Raw genomic sequence first — 14,925 nt, forward strand, 5'->3', positions numbered from 1 at the left:
CCTACCGCTTCATCCCATGCTTCTTGAGCAATTCGTATAGATATCCACGCGAGACCCCGGCGATTTCGGCGGCCTTTTTCATGTTGCGCTCACTGCGATCCAGCAGCATCTCCACATATTCCCGTTCCGCCTTGTCGCGGTAATCCTTGAGCTTGGGAAACACGGCAACGGCAGGAGCAACAGAGGGAGACATGGTCGTGTTGTTCAGCCCGGCCTGCGCGGCCTTGATACGCACCTGTGTGGGCAGATGGCGGCTGTAGATCATGGGGCCGTCCTGTGCAGCGGCAAGGGCACGGCGCACGGCGTGCTTGAGCTCACGGACATTGCCCGGCCACGGATAGGCATGCAGCGTGGCCCAGAATTCATCGCTTATCTCCTTGCAGGCCACGCCGAGTTCCTTGCAGGCGGCTTCGAAATAGTGGCGGGCCAGCAGTTCCAAATCCTCCAGGCGATCGCGCAGCGGAGGCAAGGTCACGGTCACGCCGCGTAGTCGATACAGCAGGTCGCTGCGGAACAGGCCGAGACGAGCCATCTCTTCCAAGTCTTTGTTGGTAGCGGCCACCAGACGAAAATCGGATTCCCGTTCGGACTGGCTACCCACCGGACGGAAGCGGCCGGTTTCGAGTACACGCAGGAAGGATGCCTGCATCTCCAGCGGCAACTCACCGATCTCATCCATGAACAGCGTCCCGGTGTGCGCCTGCGCGATCACGCCATCGCGGGAACGGTCGGCGCCAGTGAACGCGCCACGCACATGGCCGAAAAGTTGTGACCCGATCAGAGTGGGCGACAAAGCAGCGCAGTCGAGGGTGACAAAGGGACGCGCCGCGCGGTTACCCCGCTCATGCACGGCCTTGGCGAACAACTCTTTACCCGTACCGGTCTCGCCATGGATCATGGTGGGCACATCCATGCGGGCGGCATCCTCGATCTTGGCAAGGCACTGCATCAGGAGCGGGCTGGCCCCGATAATCCCGGAAGGTCGATTCTCCCTGCTCCTGGCGGGTGCCTGATGTTGTCGGTATGTGACCACGTCGCGCACCGACTGCTCGATCTTGTCCACGGTCAGGGGCTTGGTCAGATATTCCCAGCCGCCCTGCTCCAACACGGTGGCTGCGCCGGTGGAGTCGCCATGGCTGGTGATGACAATGACCTCGGGCGAGCCGGGCAAGTCCTTGTAACGGTTGAGTTCCTCGATTCCGTTGCCATCAGGCAGAAGTACATCCAGAAAGACCACGTCGTGATCACCGGACTCCGCCTTGGCCCACCCTTCGGCCAGCGACTCGGCAGCCTCGAAATGATGGCCGAGCCCGGCGGTAACATCCGCAAACAGGACGTGCATCATCTGTTCGTCGTCGATGAGAAGAATCTTGGCCATCTATGCCTCCACCAATTTCCTGAGTGCCAGCATGGTCGCGTCCGAAGCAGCCATGAGCGAATCGGTCAATTCCGGAATCTCGGTCAAACGCTCTTCGCGCACAGCCATTTCCAGCTCCAGCGCCACAGCGGCCATCTCGGGCGCCTGCACCATGCCTGCAGAGTTCTTCAACCCATGAGACAGGCGCAACACTTCTTCCGTGTTACCGGAAGTGACGGCCTCGGACAGGGCCGCCAGCTTGCGAGGCGAATCATCGAGGAAGGTTGCCACCAGCTTGTCAAAGAGTTCGCGACGGCCGCCCAGTCGTTCAAGGGCGAGTTCCACGTCGATGACGATGTCGTTCTTCTGCGGTGCGGGGGCCATATCAACAGTCTCCATATCTTCAGCTTGTCCGGTAAATGAGGCCACCGCCTGTAGCAGGTCACGGCTCTCAAGGGGCTTGACCACATAGCCATTCATGCCTGCTTCCATACACTTGTCCCGGTCACCGGGAACGGCAAAGGCAGTAGCCGCCACAATGGGGATGGTTTGGGAGTGCGTCCCGGCCTGTCCTTCGCGGACCCGGCGGGTCGCCTCCAGCCCGTCCATCTCGGGCATCTGCACGTCCATGAACACCATGTCGTATTCGCTCTCGCTCAAGAGCCTGAGGGCCTCGATGCCGTTCTCGGCCAAGGTTACTTCATGCCCGGCTTCTTCAAGAATGGTCCGGGCAAAAGTCTGGTTCAGGGGATTGTCTTCGGCCACCAGAATTCGACGGCGCGGCGTGTCGGGGGCTTCGGCGGAAGTTTCCAGAACATCTTCTTCTGCCTCGCCCGAACCGGGAGTGCAGAGCAGCGCGTCAAAGGCAAAGATCGACCCCTTGCCCAGTACGGAATCCACGGAAATAGTTCCGCCCATCATGGCAACTAACTGCTTGCAGATGGCCAACCCGAGGCCGGAACCCTCGTGCTTCTTGGCATAGGACTCATCCACCTGACGGAAGGACTCGAAAATCTCTGCCTGCTCCTCTTCAGGGATGCCCATACCGGTATCCTCGACCTCCACTCGAACACGAACCGGATTGCACAAGCCGGCCGCAGCCTTGCCTGTTGGCGGTTCGCCCAGAGACATGCGCACGTAGACATGGCCGTCCTGCGTGAACTTTATGGCATTGCCCACCAGATTGGTGACCACCTGCTTAAGACGAAACGCATCGCCCTTGAGGACGCGCGGCACGTCCGGGGACACCTCAATGCTCAGAGCCACGCCCTTGTTCTCGGACTCGAAGCGGAACACGGACAGGGCCTCCTCCAACATGCCGCGCACGTCAAAGACCTTCTCGGACAGCTCCAGCCGCCCGGACTCGAGACGGGAAAAGTCGGTAATATCGGTGATGATCTCCAGCAGGGTCCAAGCCGCATGGCGAACCATCTCGGCGTAGCGGTTCTGGGTGTGGGCCAGCCCCTTCTTCTGCATCAACTCGGTCATGCCCATGATACCGTTAAGCGGCGTGCGCATATCATGGCTCATGTTGGCCAGAAACACGGACTTGGTCCGGTTGGCGCGCTCCGCCTCCTCACGCTTCTTCTGAATCAGATAGGTAGACCCGCAGATACCCACGAAACCGACGAGAAAAATCAGGGTGAAGGCGAGGTGGGTCTGGGCCACGGAACTCTTTCGCGTATGGATGAGCGGTTCAGCCGCAAAGGTGACGGAAATGCCGCCGAGGATGGTTTTATCCGAATGGCCGTATTCGGCGTGACAACGCATGCACCGTTTCTCTGCCATGAGCGGAGCCATGTAACGGAAAAACTGACCGTAACGAGTGGCCACCAGATCGAATTTCTCCTTGGCGCCCCGGTCAAATTCCTTGAGGGCTTCGGCCTCCCATTCATCCGCCTTGTTACCGGGACGGATGGGATCGAGGCTGGTGATATGAAAATTCACGTCATGATCGCTGCGGGCAATGGTGGAGATCTGGCGCGTCATGTACGCGGGGTTGATCTTGGTCAGGGTGACACCCTGCACCGTCTCGACGGTTCGCCCCTTTTCCTTGAGATAGGGGTTGGGCTGATTCTGCGGCGTGGAGACAACATAGACACCGCCATGTGCTGCGTTCCAGGCGCGGGTGATGACCACCTGCTGGAAAAAAGCCTTGGCTTCGCGCTCGGCCATGGTGGCCACATGCGACCGTTCGGAACGGGCTGACCACACGGCCAGCACCAGCAGGAACAGAAGCCACAGAAATCCGATTCCCAAAGGCCACAGCAATCGGCCACGCAACGATATCTTCTCTTTCATGTTTCCCCCATGCCGCGCCTCGACAAATGGATTCAGGAGCGGAACGTGTCATGGATACCATACACTCTGTCAGCAATACATGACACAAGTCATAAAAAGAGGACACTTTTTTCTGATTCCGTTTTCTCAGGTCATCCCTATCGCCCCGCAAAGGCCCTTCTCGCAACGATTTAAAAATATAATAAGATTTCCTCCCAATGGCATGAATATTGTTGTATGCTCAGCACAAAATTGTATTCGGGCCGTTTTGGTTTGGCGGTCCGTACAGTGAGGTTGGCTGGGGGCAGGCGGCATATTCGGCCGCATTAAGACACGTTCAACTGCAAGGAAAGGGATGTATGAATGGCAAACAGTGAGAAGCGTTTTAGCAGAAAGCTGTTGCCAGGCATGCTCGTCGGCATTCTCCTGACCGTCGGCTTGATCCTCGCCTCGGGCTATATGCTCCAGGTGACGAACACCGACGAATTCTGCGTCACTTGTCACGTAATGAAACCCTTCAGGGTTGCGTGGAAGAAAGAGACGCACGGAGGCGCCAATCCCAAAGGCCTTGAAGCGCAGTGTGTGGACTGTCACTTGCCGCATGGCGGTTTTGTGGAGTTCGTGACGGCCAAGGCGTACACCGGGACTCGGGACATTATCATGAACATGATTATCGACCCCTACACGTACGACTGGGCTGGCCGCGCCAAATTCCGGCGCGAATTCACCTACGACAATGCCTGTCGCAAATGTCACGTTAACCTCGAGCCGAAAGGCATGAGGACAAGCGGCATTCTGGCGCACAGGCAGTACCTCATCGGCGATCTGGACAAACGTTGCGTGGATTGCCACGAGCATGTCGGCCACAAGAACATGGTCACGGAAATCAACAACTATTTCAAACAGAGCCCGCAAGTCGCAGGCAAGAAGTAGGAGAGGTTATGAAAAAAGTTTTCGGTACGTTAGCCGTCGCCGGATTCATTTGCTGCATGACTCTCATGCTCGCGGGGCCCGCTCAGGCCGCCGCAGAGCTTGAAGGTATTAGCCTTGAGAAGAAGCAGCTCGTTGTGCATCGCGGCTACACCAAAGAAGCCAAAGCATGCATTGAGTGTCACTCACAGAAGACACCCGGCATCGTTGAAAACTGGAAGAATGGTAAGATGGGTCACGCCACGGTTTCTTGCTACGACTGTCACGTCGTGGAAAAGGATTCTCCCATGGCGAGCCAGTGTGAAGGTGTTCGCGGAACGAACATCTACACCTCCCCCATGGTATCCTCCAAGACCTGCTCGAAGTGTCACCCGCGTGAAGTCGAGCAGTTCCTGAAGTCCAACCACGCAATGGGCGCCAGCCGTCCGCTGCTGGAAGTACCCAAGTTCCAGGCCCTGATGTACACCCATGAAGGTGGTACCCATCTCGGCATCGAAAAGGGTTCCGGCCCCAACCGCGCCGCTAGCGCTTCCGGTTGCCAGATGTGTCACGGCACCCAGGTTGAACTCGGCACGGACAACAAGCCCATCAAGGAAACCTGGCCCGGCGGCGTCGGCACCCGCTACCCCGACGGATCCGTCGGTACCTGTACCGTCTGTCACACCCGCCACCAGTTTGCGGTCTCCGAAGCCCGCAAGCCCGAAGCCTGTGCTTCCTGCCACCTCGGCCCGGACCATCCGCAGATCGAAATCTACGAAGAGTCCAAGCACGGCCAGATCTACAACGCTCACAGCGAAAAGTGGAACTTCGAAGCCGCTCCCGACACTTGGGAACCCGGCGATTACGATGCTCCCACCTGTGCCGTTTGCCACATGTCCGGCATCGGCGAGCTGACCACCACCCACAACGTGGCTGACCGCCTCAAGTGGGACCTGGTTCACGCCCGCTCCGAAATCCGTTCCGGCACTCGCGGCAATGGTGTTGAAGGTGACAAGAAGATGCGCATGGTTTGTAAGAACTGCCACTCCAGCACCCACACCAACGCTCAGCGTGACCTGCTCGACAACACCGTTGCCCTGTACAATGCGTACTGGGATAAGGCTGTCGAGATGAAGAACACCCTGAAGGAGAAGAACCTCCTCGGTGATAACCCGTGGAAGGACGGCTACCAGGAACTCATGTACTTCCTGTGGCACCACGCCGGCCGCCGCGCACGTCACGGTGCCGCCATGAACGGCCCGGACTATGCTCACTGGCATGGTTTCTTCCAGGTATTCCAGGTGTTCTACGACATGGAAGCGCTCTACGACTACCGCCTCAAGACCGGCAAGATCGAAGAGCTGTCACACGTAATGTCCACCGCTCCGGACTAGGCCGACGAAAGTATCCCGCCTGAAGTGGCGAACCTCACTACCAACAAGGGCCCCGCACGCAAGTACGGGGCCCTTTCCTTTTTACTTCTTGAGTCCGGAAACAAGCATCAGGCTGTCATCCGGCAGAGGCCAGTCTTCATGGAACCGGACTTCAGTAAATCCGGTTTCATCAAGGAGGCGTTTCATCTCCTCACGCGACCACGCTTTGGTGGTGCTGCGGTAGGTCACAGGCTTGGCGGCCCCGCTGACGAGGACATGGAAGCATTGCAGAGTCACGCCCTGCTCCTCGAACCAGTGGTTCTCTGTCAGGCTCACGTACGGCTCATCCGAGAACAGGCCGCCCTCTTCAGCGCGTGTCCACGAATTGGGCGATTGCCCCAACCCTCTGATGGCATCCGGATTCTGGAATTCCACCAGCAGTCGTCCGCCGGGATTCAGGGATTTCCACGCCCGGCGCAGGATCGCCTTGCAGTTGTCCGGTGAGAAGACATTCAGCTCGCCGTACAACATCATTGTGAGATCATACGGCCCACCGAACTCAGTAGTGGTCACATCTCCCAGGCGGAAGCTGCAACAATTGGAGCCGAACTGATGCGTGGCATATTCAATGGACGCAGGGCTGAAGTCGATGCCTTGGTAGCGATGAGCGTCGCCCGCGAGAGACGCGGCATACAGACCGGGGCCGCAGCCGAGGTCGAGGATGGACATGTTGTCACCGGTCAGGCAGCGGGAGTGAATCCATTCAACCTGACGGCTGATGAACTCCGCCTTGCGGCTGGCCAGATTGTGGTCCTGCGACAGGTGTTCCTTGAGGATGCGTTGACTGAACGCGGGATCATTCCACGGGATTTTATGACTGCCGTCCCACAGGTTGTCAGGACGAGGTGTGGTGGTAAGGGTGTCGAATATATTTTTATTCATGATGTACTCCGTAAAAGCGGTAAGACCACGCCAAGGAGGCGTGTAAGCGATAGCGCGCCGAGTTGACGCGAACCGAAGCCGATATGGTGGGCCTAGGAGTACATGGCGGCAGGAGTATCGCCAGCCGAATTGGAAGTCAACGAATTCCGGAAGAGAAAAGGAAGAACAAATTCTTCCATGTAAACAGATCAGATATCCAGCAACGGCTGAAGAATAAAATAGAGACCAAGCAGGCCGATCACGCCGCCAGCCATCTTTCGAAACACGGCTCCGCCTGTTTGCCACTGTTTGCTCTCCATCAATTTCTGCACGAAAGAGGTGGAACTCCCCGCCACAACAATGGGCAGGCAATGACCGATGCCAAACAGCAGGATCATGCCCGTTCCAGCAACCACCTCGCCCTGCACCGTAATGATGGCAAGAATGGGAGCAATGAAGCCAAAGGTGCAGGAACCAGACAGAATGCCGTAAGCCAGCCCCAGAATGAACGCGCCACAATATCCTTTAAGGCGCAATTTACCCAAAAGGTTCCCATGCATACCGCATTTGGACACGCCGAGCATGTCCAGTGACACCCAAACGAGTATGCCGCCCACCAGCACTGTCCACCACGAACCGATATCGCCGAGCATGCGGCCCAGCATGGAACAAACAATGCCCACAGCGGCAATGGTCAGGAACAGGCCCAATGTGAACAGGCTCGCATAGACCGCGGCCTGCTTGCCCCGGACCAGCTCCTTCTGTCCGCCCACGTACCCCACAATCAGCGGGATGGAGGCAAGGTGGCACGGCGAGAACAGGACACTGATCATGCCCCATGAGAACGCCCCAAGGGCGGCCAGTCCTGTGCCACTTACCAGCCATTCATTAACGGCGAAGAAGAGCTGATTCATGCGCTACTCCACGCCGAGCTTTGCCAGAGTGCTGACAATGGCTTCCTTGCTTAAGAAACCTACGTGCCGGAATTGTTCCTGTCCCTTGGCGTCATAGAATATCTGTGTGGGAATTGAACTGATACCAAACTTGGCAGCCTGTTCCTTATGTTTCCACACATCGATGAAGGCGATGGCAGCCCGCCCCTCGTATTCAACAGATAATTCCTCAATAATGGGAGTCATCATTTTGCACGGGATGCATTCATGCGCCCCGATATCCACCATGGTGACCATATCCGGGACCGGCACCTGTTGAGGGCTGCCGGAGATAAGATCCGAAGCGGATGGCGCCTTACCCTCCGCTTCGGTCGATTCTGTTGAGCAGGCCGTTGCAAATACGCCGATGAGGACGAGCAGAACAAGAACAGGGAACTGTCTGGCGATTTTCAATGGGTACTCCTTTTGGTTCTAGCTGATCCAGCTGAGAACTTCCTTTTTACTCGGAGCCTTGCCCACCACTTTTACCTCGTCATCAATGACAACAGCCGGGGTGGAAAAGATGCCGTATTTGGCGATCTCCTGAAAGTCCTTCACCTTGACGATTTCAGCAACAATGCCAGCTTCGGCAACGGCGTCACGGACAGTCTTTTCAGCCTCATCGCATTTGGGGCAGCCAGGGCCCATCACTTGGATCTTCATGATATGTCTCCTTAAATTGATTGCTTATTGCCTCCGGCGGCACCTCGCCGGTGGGGCGTCTATCTCTGCTGTCTTTATCCGTAACCCTCGAAGACTCGGGAACGGCTAAAGCAAGAATCTCCAAAACTTTTTATCGCTCGCTTCGCTCGAGGCTGAGCGACCTTTTAAGGCCTTCTTTTTTATAAACTCACCCTTGCGCCAAAGGCGCAGACGGGATTCTTAAGGCCCTCGGCCTTGAGCCGGGTGCAGGGCAGGCAGCCCTGCTAGTCCATTCTTCATCCCGCCCGCTAGGGCGGTTCCAGCCTTCTTTCCCGTCTAAATAATCGCGTTAAACAGATACCCCACCAACAGGATACCGGAACCGACCACACCGATGAAAGCGGCGATGAGCTTGGGCTTGAGCACCTTGCGCAGAATGACCATCTCCGGGAACGACAGGGCGATGACACTCATCATGAAGGCGAGCACTGTACCGAGCGCTGCGCCCTTACCCAGCAGGGCTTCAACAACCGGGATGACACCGGCAGCGTTAGTATACATGGGGATACCGATGAGCACGGATAAGGGGACGGACCACCAAGTGGAGTCGCCCATGATACCTGCAAGATACCCCTCGGGCACATAGCCGTGGATTCCTGCGCCGACTGCGATGCCGATGACCACGAACTTCCACACACGGCCAACGATGTCCTTGACGGAATCGAGCGCGTAATCGAACCGGTTGGGCCAGGACAACTTTTGATTTTCCAGACCACTCTCACCAGCGCGAATCTGACGAACCCAGTCTTCGACGTGGTTGTCCAACTTCATGCGCCCCATGGTCCAGCCCGCAACGACGGCCACGGTGATGCCCGTGACAAAGTAGAGCGCAGCCACTTCCCAACCGAGCAGACCGTACAGGAGCACTAACGCGATCTCATTGACCATGGGAGCGGAAATCAGAAAGGAAAAGGTAACACCCAACGGCACGCCTGCGGTCATGAAACCGATGAACAGCGGTACGGCCGAACAGGAACAGAACGGGGTGACCACACCCAGCAATGCGGCGAGCACGTTACCCACGGACTCGCGCTTTCCGGCCAGCACCTTACGCGTCCACTCCACAGTTACGAAAGAGCGCAGAATGCCCACGGCAAACACGACCAACAACAGGAGCATCAGCACCTTGGGCGTATCGTAGACAAAGAACTGGATGGCCGCACCGAGATGACTTTCCGGGGTCATCCCAAGAAGGGAGTAAGCGAACCACTCGGAAAACGGTAAAAGCTGACTGTAGATGGCGTACCAAACGATCAGGGCCAGACCGGTCAGGGCGAGGTATTTGCCCATGCCGGGTTCGCGCTCCTGTGCAGCCTGGACTTTGGTTTCGGTTGTCATATCAAACTCCTTTGGCAATTTCGCCAAATGTATCAGTAAAAAAATATTATTTTCGGTTGGCGGAAATGACAGACTCGACGCACTCGAAGAAATTGAGGATGCACGGCACCTTCAGGCTGTAGAAAACCTGCTTGCCGCGCCGCTCGTCAACGACGATGCCCGCCTTCTTCAGTACGTTGAGGTGCTTGGACACCGTGGAGATGTCGTGTCCCACCAGCTCCTGAAGATCACACACGCACCGCTCCCCGCGCGACAGCTCGTCCACCATCATCAGTCGGGACGGGTGTGCCATGGCCTTCATGACCTTGGCCCGCTCCTCGAACTGCCGGGGCGATACTATTTCATGCGGGATTGCATTGTTCATGTCGTCTCCTTTCATTTGGCAAAATAGCCAAGCGTTAGCCAACTGTCAAGAGCAGCGGGTTAAGATTCCATAAAGAAATATTCAGATGCTACCGATATGACTTGCACAGGCAAACCACGGAGGGTTGGCCCATGTATATCGAATTGGATCAGGCCCACAAGGGTGGGCAGAGTTTCGAGATGCACCTCAAGGAAGTGGCGCAGAACGAAGCTGCCCGGGTACTCGGCGACATGGTCGAGTTTTCCGAAGAAGCCATAGCCGCCTTCAAGGAAGCGGCCATTGAGCCTATCAAGGCCGGGACCTTCTCATTGGATTCCATTGAGAAGCGTATCAACGTGGTACGCGGAGAGATCGCCCAGGTCTGGAATTCCGCCCTGCCCGACGACGAGAAGTATCGCCAGATTTCCTCCAAGGAGAACGAGATCGCCCTGCTGCAGGCAGGCCAGTATACCTTTGCCAAGGCCGGATTCACTCTTTCCGTGTAAGATCTGCCTCTCACTTCCCAACCACAGCCAACAAGAAAGGCCTGCTTTTCAGCAGGCCTTTCTGGTTCTCAGATACAAAAAAACGGCTCTAACCGCCACAGCCTCGGGAGCCGCCTTTGGGGTAGATGCCGCAATCGTCGACGATGGGTTTTTCGGAATTAATGGAAAAGCCGACGGGGGTCTTGTCTATATATAAGTCGCCTGTACATTCGGCGAGGCGCTTATTTATGATGAAGGTGAAATCCTCACACGTGACTGCCTGATCGCCTGAACACTGGTCATCCAACGCCAAAAGTAGTTGTCGGGTTTTAAGGTTCCCGTTGGCAAGGTGGATGCGGATAGGACGAACCTCTTTATCTCCGAAGAAAGAGGCCAATCCCTGCCTGGCAGACTCAGTCACGTTAATCATACAGACTCCTGAGGGATGAAATTTCTGGGACTATATAAAGGATTCGTCCACGAAAAACAACAGTCCTGTGAACAATTGCTCCGAAAAGTGGAAAAGTACTATTATTAACTTAACTGTAACCCTACGAAACCCGCTCGCAACAACAAAAAAACGGCGTCTCCACAGGGAGACGCCGCGACTGTTGATAGGGGCCTGAATTAGCAGCCACAACCGCTGCTGGAGCAGCCGCCGGCAGAGCCGCAGGAACCGCTGGCGCAACCGCCACCGCCCACGGGGTTTTCGGAATTTATCGTAAAACCGTATTCGCTCATATCAATGGAGAGTTTGCCCGTGGCTTCGGCAAGCTCCTTGTTGACGAGGAACTGGAAACCTTCCTGATCAATAGCGTGATCATCGTCACGTTTCTCGTCCAGAGCCAGAGACAGACGCATGCCGGAGCAACCGCCGTCGATGAGGTGAATGCGGATGGGGCTGGCAGTCTTGTCTTTGAAGTAATCGCTGAAAGCCTGGGCAGCGGGGGGAGTGACACTAATCATACAAACTCCTTGTTTTTGAATTCCGTCGAGCGGAATGGTTGTCTATTCAGGGAAGTGTATGAGGACAAAAAAAAGCGGCGTCTCAAGTAGAGACGCCGCATTTGGTGCCAGACTGGATCGTCTTAGCAGGAGCAACCGCTGCTGGAGCAGCCGCCGCTGTCGGTGCCGCAGGAGCCGCCGGAGCAGCCACCGCCACCGCCGACCGGTTTTTCGGATTCGACGACGAAACCATAGTAGGTCATGTCGATCTTTACCTTGCCGGTCTGGCCAAGAAGTTCCTTGTCAATGAGGAAGGTGAATCCACCGGCCTCAAACACTTCGTCTTTATCGTTAGGCTCATCCAGAGCCAGAGTCAGGCGAGGGCCTGCTCAGCCTCCGGCTGCGAGATAGACACGAACCGGAGAAGGTTCTTTGTCCTGGAAGTAGCCTTCAAGCTGCTTCTGTGCAGCTTCAGTCAGTTCAAACATTAAATTGCCTCCTATGAATGGTCGGGAATTGAAGAGGTAAGACCAATAGTAATGTTTGTCAAATCGAAAAACGCACATTTCTTCCAGGAATGTTGACCCACCTTGGTTCATGGGATAATTCCAAGGTTTGCAAACTTGGCTACACGTGACCTGAGAGGCAATACATTATGAAAGAATGCGGCACCATCCTGAATGACAAGGAAATGAGCCGGACCCTGGAAAGGCTGGCCGTTGAAGTGATCGAACGTCGCGGAGACAATGAGACTCTGGCGATCATCGGCATCCAGCGGCGCGGAGCAGACCTGGCCGAGCGGCTGAAGAAGCTGCTGGACGAACGTCTGGGCCGCAAGGTCCCCTTGGGCAAGCTGGACATCAACCTGTACCGGGACGACTGGACCACCAATCTGGAGCTTGCTCCCACCATCAACTGTTCCGAAATCGGGTTCGATATCGAAGGCGCATCCATCGTGCTGGTGGACGACGTACTGTTCTCCGGCCGCACCATCCGTGCTGCCCTCGAAGCGATCCTCGACTACGGCCGCCCGCAGCGCGTCGAATTGCTGGTGATGGTTGACCGCGGCAACCGCGAGCTGCCCATTCAGGCCGACTACGTTGGCAAGAAGGTGTCCACCTCCGGCAAGCAGCATGTCAACGTGCTGGTCACCGAACGGGATCAGGAAGACCGCGTCTGCCTCGTTGAGGAGTAGTTTTAGATGGCCTTTACTCCCATTCAGCCGGACCCGATCCCGCAGCCCTGCATCACCTTGGTGGGCATGGCCGCCGCCGGCAAATCCACTCTGGGCGAGATGCTCGCCGAGCGCCTCGACTGGGGCCAGCTCGACACCGACCGCTACATGGAGTCCTACTACGCCATGCCGTTGCAGACGATCATGGACACTTACGGGCTCCAAGAGTTCCTGCGCATCGAAGAGCATCTGGTCAGCGAGCTGAACCTGACCCGCACCGTCATCTCCACGGGCGGCAGCGTCATTTACAGCGACAAGGCCGTTACCCAGCTCAAGAGCCTCGGCAAGATGGTGCTCCTCGACATCGACGAGTCCACCTTTCTCGAACGAGTGGGCGACGCCGAGAACCGTGGCCTCGCCATTGCTCCGGGCAAGAGCCTGAGCGATCTTTACAATGAGCGGCAGCCGCTGTACCGTGCCGCGGCTGACATCGTTGTCCGCACCGACAAATCCACGCCGGAAGAATGCGTGGAACAGATCATCCAAGCCATAGACCTGATATGAACAAGCTGACTCCCAAGGCCGCTTTCCGCAAGCTGGCCGCCATATACGAAAAAATGGTCGCCCAGTACGGCGAAGCTGCCGAAGCCATCGGCATGACCTGCGACGGCTGCACCGACAACTGCTGCCTCTCCTTTTTCCAGCATCACACCTACATCGAGTGGGCGTACATGTGGGAAGGGCTCAACCAGCTCCCCGCCGATCAGCTGGAAGCCATCAAGGAAAAGGCCCAGCAGTACGTGGACGAAGCCCAGCAGGCACTGGCCCGCGGCGAGCGTCCCCACGTCATGTGCCCGCTCAACATCGATGAAAAGCAAGGCATCTGCGGTCTCTACAAGCACCGCCTGATGATCTGCCGCATGCACGGCGTCCCCAACATGCTGGTGAAGCCAAACGGCCAACAGATCCAGTTCCCGGGCTGCTACCGCTGTCAGGAACTCACCGAAGAGTATGAAAAGGACGGCAAGCTGGCCCCGGTGGTCAACCGCACCAACCTGTACAAGGATCTGGTCATGCTGGAGATGCAGTTCGTCGGCAAGAAGCTGCGCCAAATGCCCAAGGTCGACCACACGATTGCCGAGATGATCGTGTTGGGACCACCAAGGTTCAAGTAGTTTTTATAGAGAAGAGATAAGGAAGGCCGCCCTTTTGGGCGGCTTTTTTATTTGGAAAGATGCGCGCTTTTCAAGCGCGAGAGCTGTCGCTTTGCTCCTCCATGTCCTACGCGGACGGCGGTTCTTTCTTGGCTGAGCCGCCCCAAGAAAGAACCAAAGAAACGCGGCTTGAGTAGCTCAGCCGCCTCGTGATTTCTCGCCGAGAATCTGATCCCAATAGAATGCCTTAGGCTGTACTGCGCGACTTGTCGCTGTGGAAAGAATGTCTTTGATCGGCGGCCTTCGATTGGGTCAGCTTCTAAGGCTCATTCTCAAGGGCTGATGCAGGTCTTCGTAAGAGACAAAGCAACACACTATCGCCCACGCCAACCCCAAATAATCTCACCTAAAAGGGCCTTGGGTGCGCAGCACCCAACACCGACCTACCGCCCACAGTGCCTAACGGAGCACACTCCCCTCCCCGACCACACAAGGTTGGTGAGGGTGGTGCAGCTGTGCATTTTCTCGGGTGCCGGCTGGCCGGAGGCGTAGCCTAGCTACGGTGAGGACCAGACGGTGCACGAAAAATGCGCAGATGCGCCGCTATCGCCAACCGCCCACTAAAGAGAAGCTCAAAAAAGAATAGGCCCGATGCATTCAGCACCGGGCCTATTCTTTTTTGAGCTTCTCTTTGCTACGCGTCACCGAGATCTCCTGAAACAGCCTGGATGACTTCACCCTTGGCGTTGTAGGTACCAGTTGATTCAACCTTAACTAACTGCCGGGCCATTTCTGGATTTTCCAAAACCTCACGTTGCAGGCGCACCTTGCGGATGGACTTCATCTGATCCGCTGCGTTAAATGCCTTAACTTCGAAACCACCAACTTCCATAATTCGTACCTCCTTCCATGGAGCTTTATAAGTAAGACTTATAGCTCTTATCGGAGAAAACGAGGATATCTTTAGGTTTCTTAAGGGACCGCGAGGCCTGCGGTCGCCAACAATGCGGAC

At 56.5% G+C, this 14,925-nt stretch carries 18 protein-coding genes; 6 read left to right on the forward strand and 12 right to left on the reverse strand.

The genetic code is table 11. The annotated features are described in order from the left end of the window. Position 1: 1 nt before the first annotated feature. Positions 2–1,378, reverse strand: coding sequence for a sigma-54 dependent transcriptional regulator (locus HFN16_RS03130; RefSeq protein WP_168889308.1), 1,377 nt, complete (start codon positions 1,376–1,378; stop codon positions 2–4). Then, a complete protein-coding gene (locus HFN16_RS03135) occupies positions 1,379–3,658 on the reverse strand; it encodes a response regulator (RefSeq protein WP_168889309.1) in 2,280 nt (759 codons plus the stop codon). A gap of 342 nt (positions 3,659–4,000) precedes the next feature. On the opposite strand from HFN16_RS03135, the gene HFN16_RS03140 reads away from it, so the two are divergent. Together HFN16_RS03140 and HFN16_RS03145 are read left to right on the forward strand one after the other, a co-directional pair. Continuing rightward, complete coding sequence (locus tag HFN16_RS03140; protein WP_168889310.1) at positions 4,001–4,570, forward strand: NapC/NirT family cytochrome c; 570 nt, start codon at positions 4,001–4,003, stop codon at positions 4,568–4,570. 8 nt (positions 4,571–4,578) lie between these two features. After that, positions 4,579–5,940, forward strand: a complete 1,362-nt coding sequence (locus HFN16_RS03145) for a multiheme c-type cytochrome (RefSeq protein ID WP_168889311.1) — start codon at positions 4,579–4,581, stop codon at positions 5,938–5,940. Positions 5,941–6,021: 81 nt separating this feature from the next. Here HFN16_RS03145 and HFN16_RS03150 read toward each other — a convergent pair whose 3' ends face one another. The 6 genes from HFN16_RS03150 to HFN16_RS03175 form a co-directional block, all read right to left on the reverse strand. Next, positions 6,022–6,861 carry a class I SAM-dependent methyltransferase gene (locus HFN16_RS03150; RefSeq protein ID WP_168889312.1) on the reverse strand — a complete coding sequence of 280 codons (840 nt, stop codon included), beginning with the start codon at positions 6,859–6,861 and terminating at the stop codon, positions 6,022–6,024. Positions 6,862–7,049: 188 nt separating this feature from the next. Continuing rightward, complete coding sequence (locus tag HFN16_RS03155) at positions 7,050–7,754, reverse strand: cytochrome c biogenesis protein CcdA (RefSeq protein WP_168889313.1); 705 nt, start codon at positions 7,752–7,754, stop codon at positions 7,050–7,052. Positions 7,755–7,757: 3 nt separating this feature from the next. Beyond that, positions 7,758–8,186, reverse strand: a complete 429-nt coding sequence (locus HFN16_RS18850) for a thioredoxin domain-containing protein (protein ID WP_247648423.1) — start codon at positions 8,184–8,186, stop codon at positions 7,758–7,760. Between the two features lie 18 nt (positions 8,187–8,204). After that, positions 8,205–8,435: a thioredoxin family protein gene (locus HFN16_RS03165; protein WP_168889314.1), complete on the reverse strand. Its 231-nt coding sequence runs from the start codon at positions 8,433–8,435 to the stop codon at positions 8,205–8,207. 315 nt (positions 8,436–8,750) lie between these two features. Then, positions 8,751–9,764, reverse strand: coding sequence for a permease (locus tag HFN16_RS03170; protein WP_247648490.1), 1,014 nt, complete (start codon positions 9,762–9,764; stop codon positions 8,751–8,753). 94 nt (positions 9,765–9,858) lie between these two features. Next, positions 9,859–10,176: a metalloregulator ArsR/SmtB family transcription factor gene (locus tag HFN16_RS03175; RefSeq protein ID WP_168889316.1), complete on the reverse strand. Its 318-nt coding sequence runs from the start codon at positions 10,174–10,176 to the stop codon at positions 9,859–9,861. 131 nt (positions 10,177–10,307) lie between these two features. Between HFN16_RS03175 and HFN16_RS03180 the strand changes: the two genes are divergently transcribed. Then, on the forward strand, positions 10,308–10,661 hold the full coding sequence (locus tag HFN16_RS03180; protein WP_168889317.1) for a hypothetical protein: 354 nt from the start codon (positions 10,308–10,310) through the stop codon (positions 10,659–10,661). Positions 10,662–10,749: 88 nt separating this feature from the next. On the opposite strand, the gene HFN16_RS03185 is transcribed toward HFN16_RS03180, so the two are convergent. The 3 genes from HFN16_RS03185 to HFN16_RS18855 form a co-directional block, all read right to left on the reverse strand. Then, positions 10,750–11,070, reverse strand: coding sequence for a heme biosynthesis protein HemY (locus HFN16_RS03185; RefSeq protein ID WP_168889318.1), 321 nt, complete (start codon positions 11,068–11,070; stop codon positions 10,750–10,752). Positions 11,071–11,267: 197 nt separating this feature from the next. Beyond that, the gene (locus tag HFN16_RS03190) at positions 11,268–11,606 is read right to left on the reverse strand and encodes an IscA/HesB family protein (RefSeq protein WP_168889319.1); all 339 of its coding nucleotides are present in this window, start codon (positions 11,604–11,606) and stop codon (positions 11,268–11,270) included. A gap of 122 nt (positions 11,607–11,728) precedes the next feature. Next, complete coding sequence (locus tag HFN16_RS18855; protein ID WP_247648424.1) at positions 11,729–12,073, reverse strand: IscA/HesB family protein; 345 nt, start codon at positions 12,071–12,073, stop codon at positions 11,729–11,731. 167 nt (positions 12,074–12,240) lie between these two features. Here HFN16_RS18855 and pyrR point away from each other — a divergent pair, with 167 nt between their 5' ends. From pyrR to HFN16_RS03210, 3 genes are read left to right on the forward strand one after another with little or no spacing between them, the layout of a single operon-like run. Further along, positions 12,241–12,780: a bifunctional pyr operon transcriptional regulator/uracil phosphoribosyltransferase PyrR gene (gene pyrR, locus HFN16_RS03200; RefSeq protein WP_168889321.1), complete on the forward strand. Its 540-nt coding sequence runs from the start codon at positions 12,241–12,243 to the stop codon at positions 12,778–12,780. 6 nt (positions 12,781–12,786) lie between these two features. Then, entirely contained in the window at positions 12,787–13,323 is a 537-nt protein-coding gene (gene thrB, locus HFN16_RS03205; RefSeq protein WP_168889322.1) for a homoserine kinase, read from the forward strand. Beyond that, positions 13,320–13,934: a hypothetical protein gene (locus tag HFN16_RS03210; protein ID WP_168889323.1), complete on the forward strand. Its 615-nt coding sequence runs from the start codon at positions 13,320–13,322 to the stop codon at positions 13,932–13,934. Before thrB ends, HFN16_RS03210 begins: the two co-directional genes overlap by 4 nt. Before the next feature lie 673 nt (positions 13,935–14,607). Here the strand turns inward: HFN16_RS03210 and HFN16_RS03215 are convergent. Next, entirely contained in the window at positions 14,608–14,805 is a 198-nt protein-coding gene (locus tag HFN16_RS03215; protein WP_168889324.1) for a hypothetical protein, read from the reverse strand. Positions 14,806–14,925: the final 120 nt, after the last annotated feature.

This window comes from Pseudodesulfovibrio sp. zrk46 (genome assembly GCF_012516435.1).
Classification (GTDB): domain Bacteria; phylum Desulfobacterota; class Desulfovibrionia; order Desulfovibrionales; family Desulfovibrionaceae; genus Pseudodesulfovibrio.

Coding starts and splice junctions, on each gene's coding strand:
- HFN16_RS03130 (WP_168889308.1), bottom strand. CDS start 1,378: ATGGCCAAGATTCTTCTCATCGACGACGAACAGATGATGCACGTCCTG.
- HFN16_RS03150 (WP_168889312.1), bottom strand. CDS start 6,861: ATGAATAAAAATATATTCGACACCCTTACCACCACACCTCGTCCTGAC.
- HFN16_RS03155 (WP_168889313.1), bottom strand. CDS start 7,754: ATGAATCAGCTCTTCTTCGCCGTTAATGAATGGCTGGTAAGTGGCACA.
- HFN16_RS03135 (WP_168889309.1), bottom strand. CDS start 3,658: ATGAAAGAGAAGATATCGTTGCGTGGCCGATTGCTGTGGCCTTTGGGA.
- thrB (WP_168889322.1), top strand. CDS start 12,787: ATGGCCTTTACTCCCATTCAGCCGGACCCGATCCCGCAGCCCTGCATC.
- HFN16_RS03170 (WP_247648490.1), bottom strand. CDS start 9,764: ATGGGCAAATACCTCGCCCTGACCGGTCTGGCCCTGATCGTTTGGTAC.
- HFN16_RS03185 (WP_168889318.1), bottom strand. CDS start 11,070: ATGATTAACGTGACTGAGTCTGCCAGGCAGGGATTGGCCTCTTTCTTC.
- HFN16_RS03210 (WP_168889323.1), top strand. CDS start 13,320: ATGAACAAGCTGACTCCCAAGGCCGCTTTCCGCAAGCTGGCCGCCATA.
- HFN16_RS03140 (WP_168889310.1), top strand. CDS start 4,001: ATGGCAAACAGTGAGAAGCGTTTTAGCAGAAAGCTGTTGCCAGGCATG.
- HFN16_RS03145 (WP_168889311.1), top strand. CDS start 4,579: ATGAAAAAAGTTTTCGGTACGTTAGCCGTCGCCGGATTCATTTGCTGC.
- pyrR (WP_168889321.1), top strand. CDS start 12,241: ATGAAAGAATGCGGCACCATCCTGAATGACAAGGAAATGAGCCGGACC.
- HFN16_RS03180 (WP_168889317.1), top strand. CDS start 10,308: ATGTATATCGAATTGGATCAGGCCCACAAGGGTGGGCAGAGTTTCGAG.
- HFN16_RS03165 (WP_168889314.1), bottom strand. CDS start 8,435: ATGAAGATCCAAGTGATGGGCCCTGGCTGCCCCAAATGCGATGAGGCT.
- HFN16_RS03175 (WP_168889316.1), bottom strand. CDS start 10,176: ATGAACAATGCAATCCCGCATGAAATAGTATCGCCCCGGCAGTTCGAG.
- HFN16_RS03215 (WP_168889324.1), bottom strand. CDS start 14,805: ATGGAAGTTGGTGGTTTCGAAGTTAAGGCATTTAACGCAGCGGATCAG.
- HFN16_RS03190 (WP_168889319.1), bottom strand. CDS start 11,606: ATGATTAGTGTCACTCCCCCCGCTGCCCAGGCTTTCAGCGATTACTTC.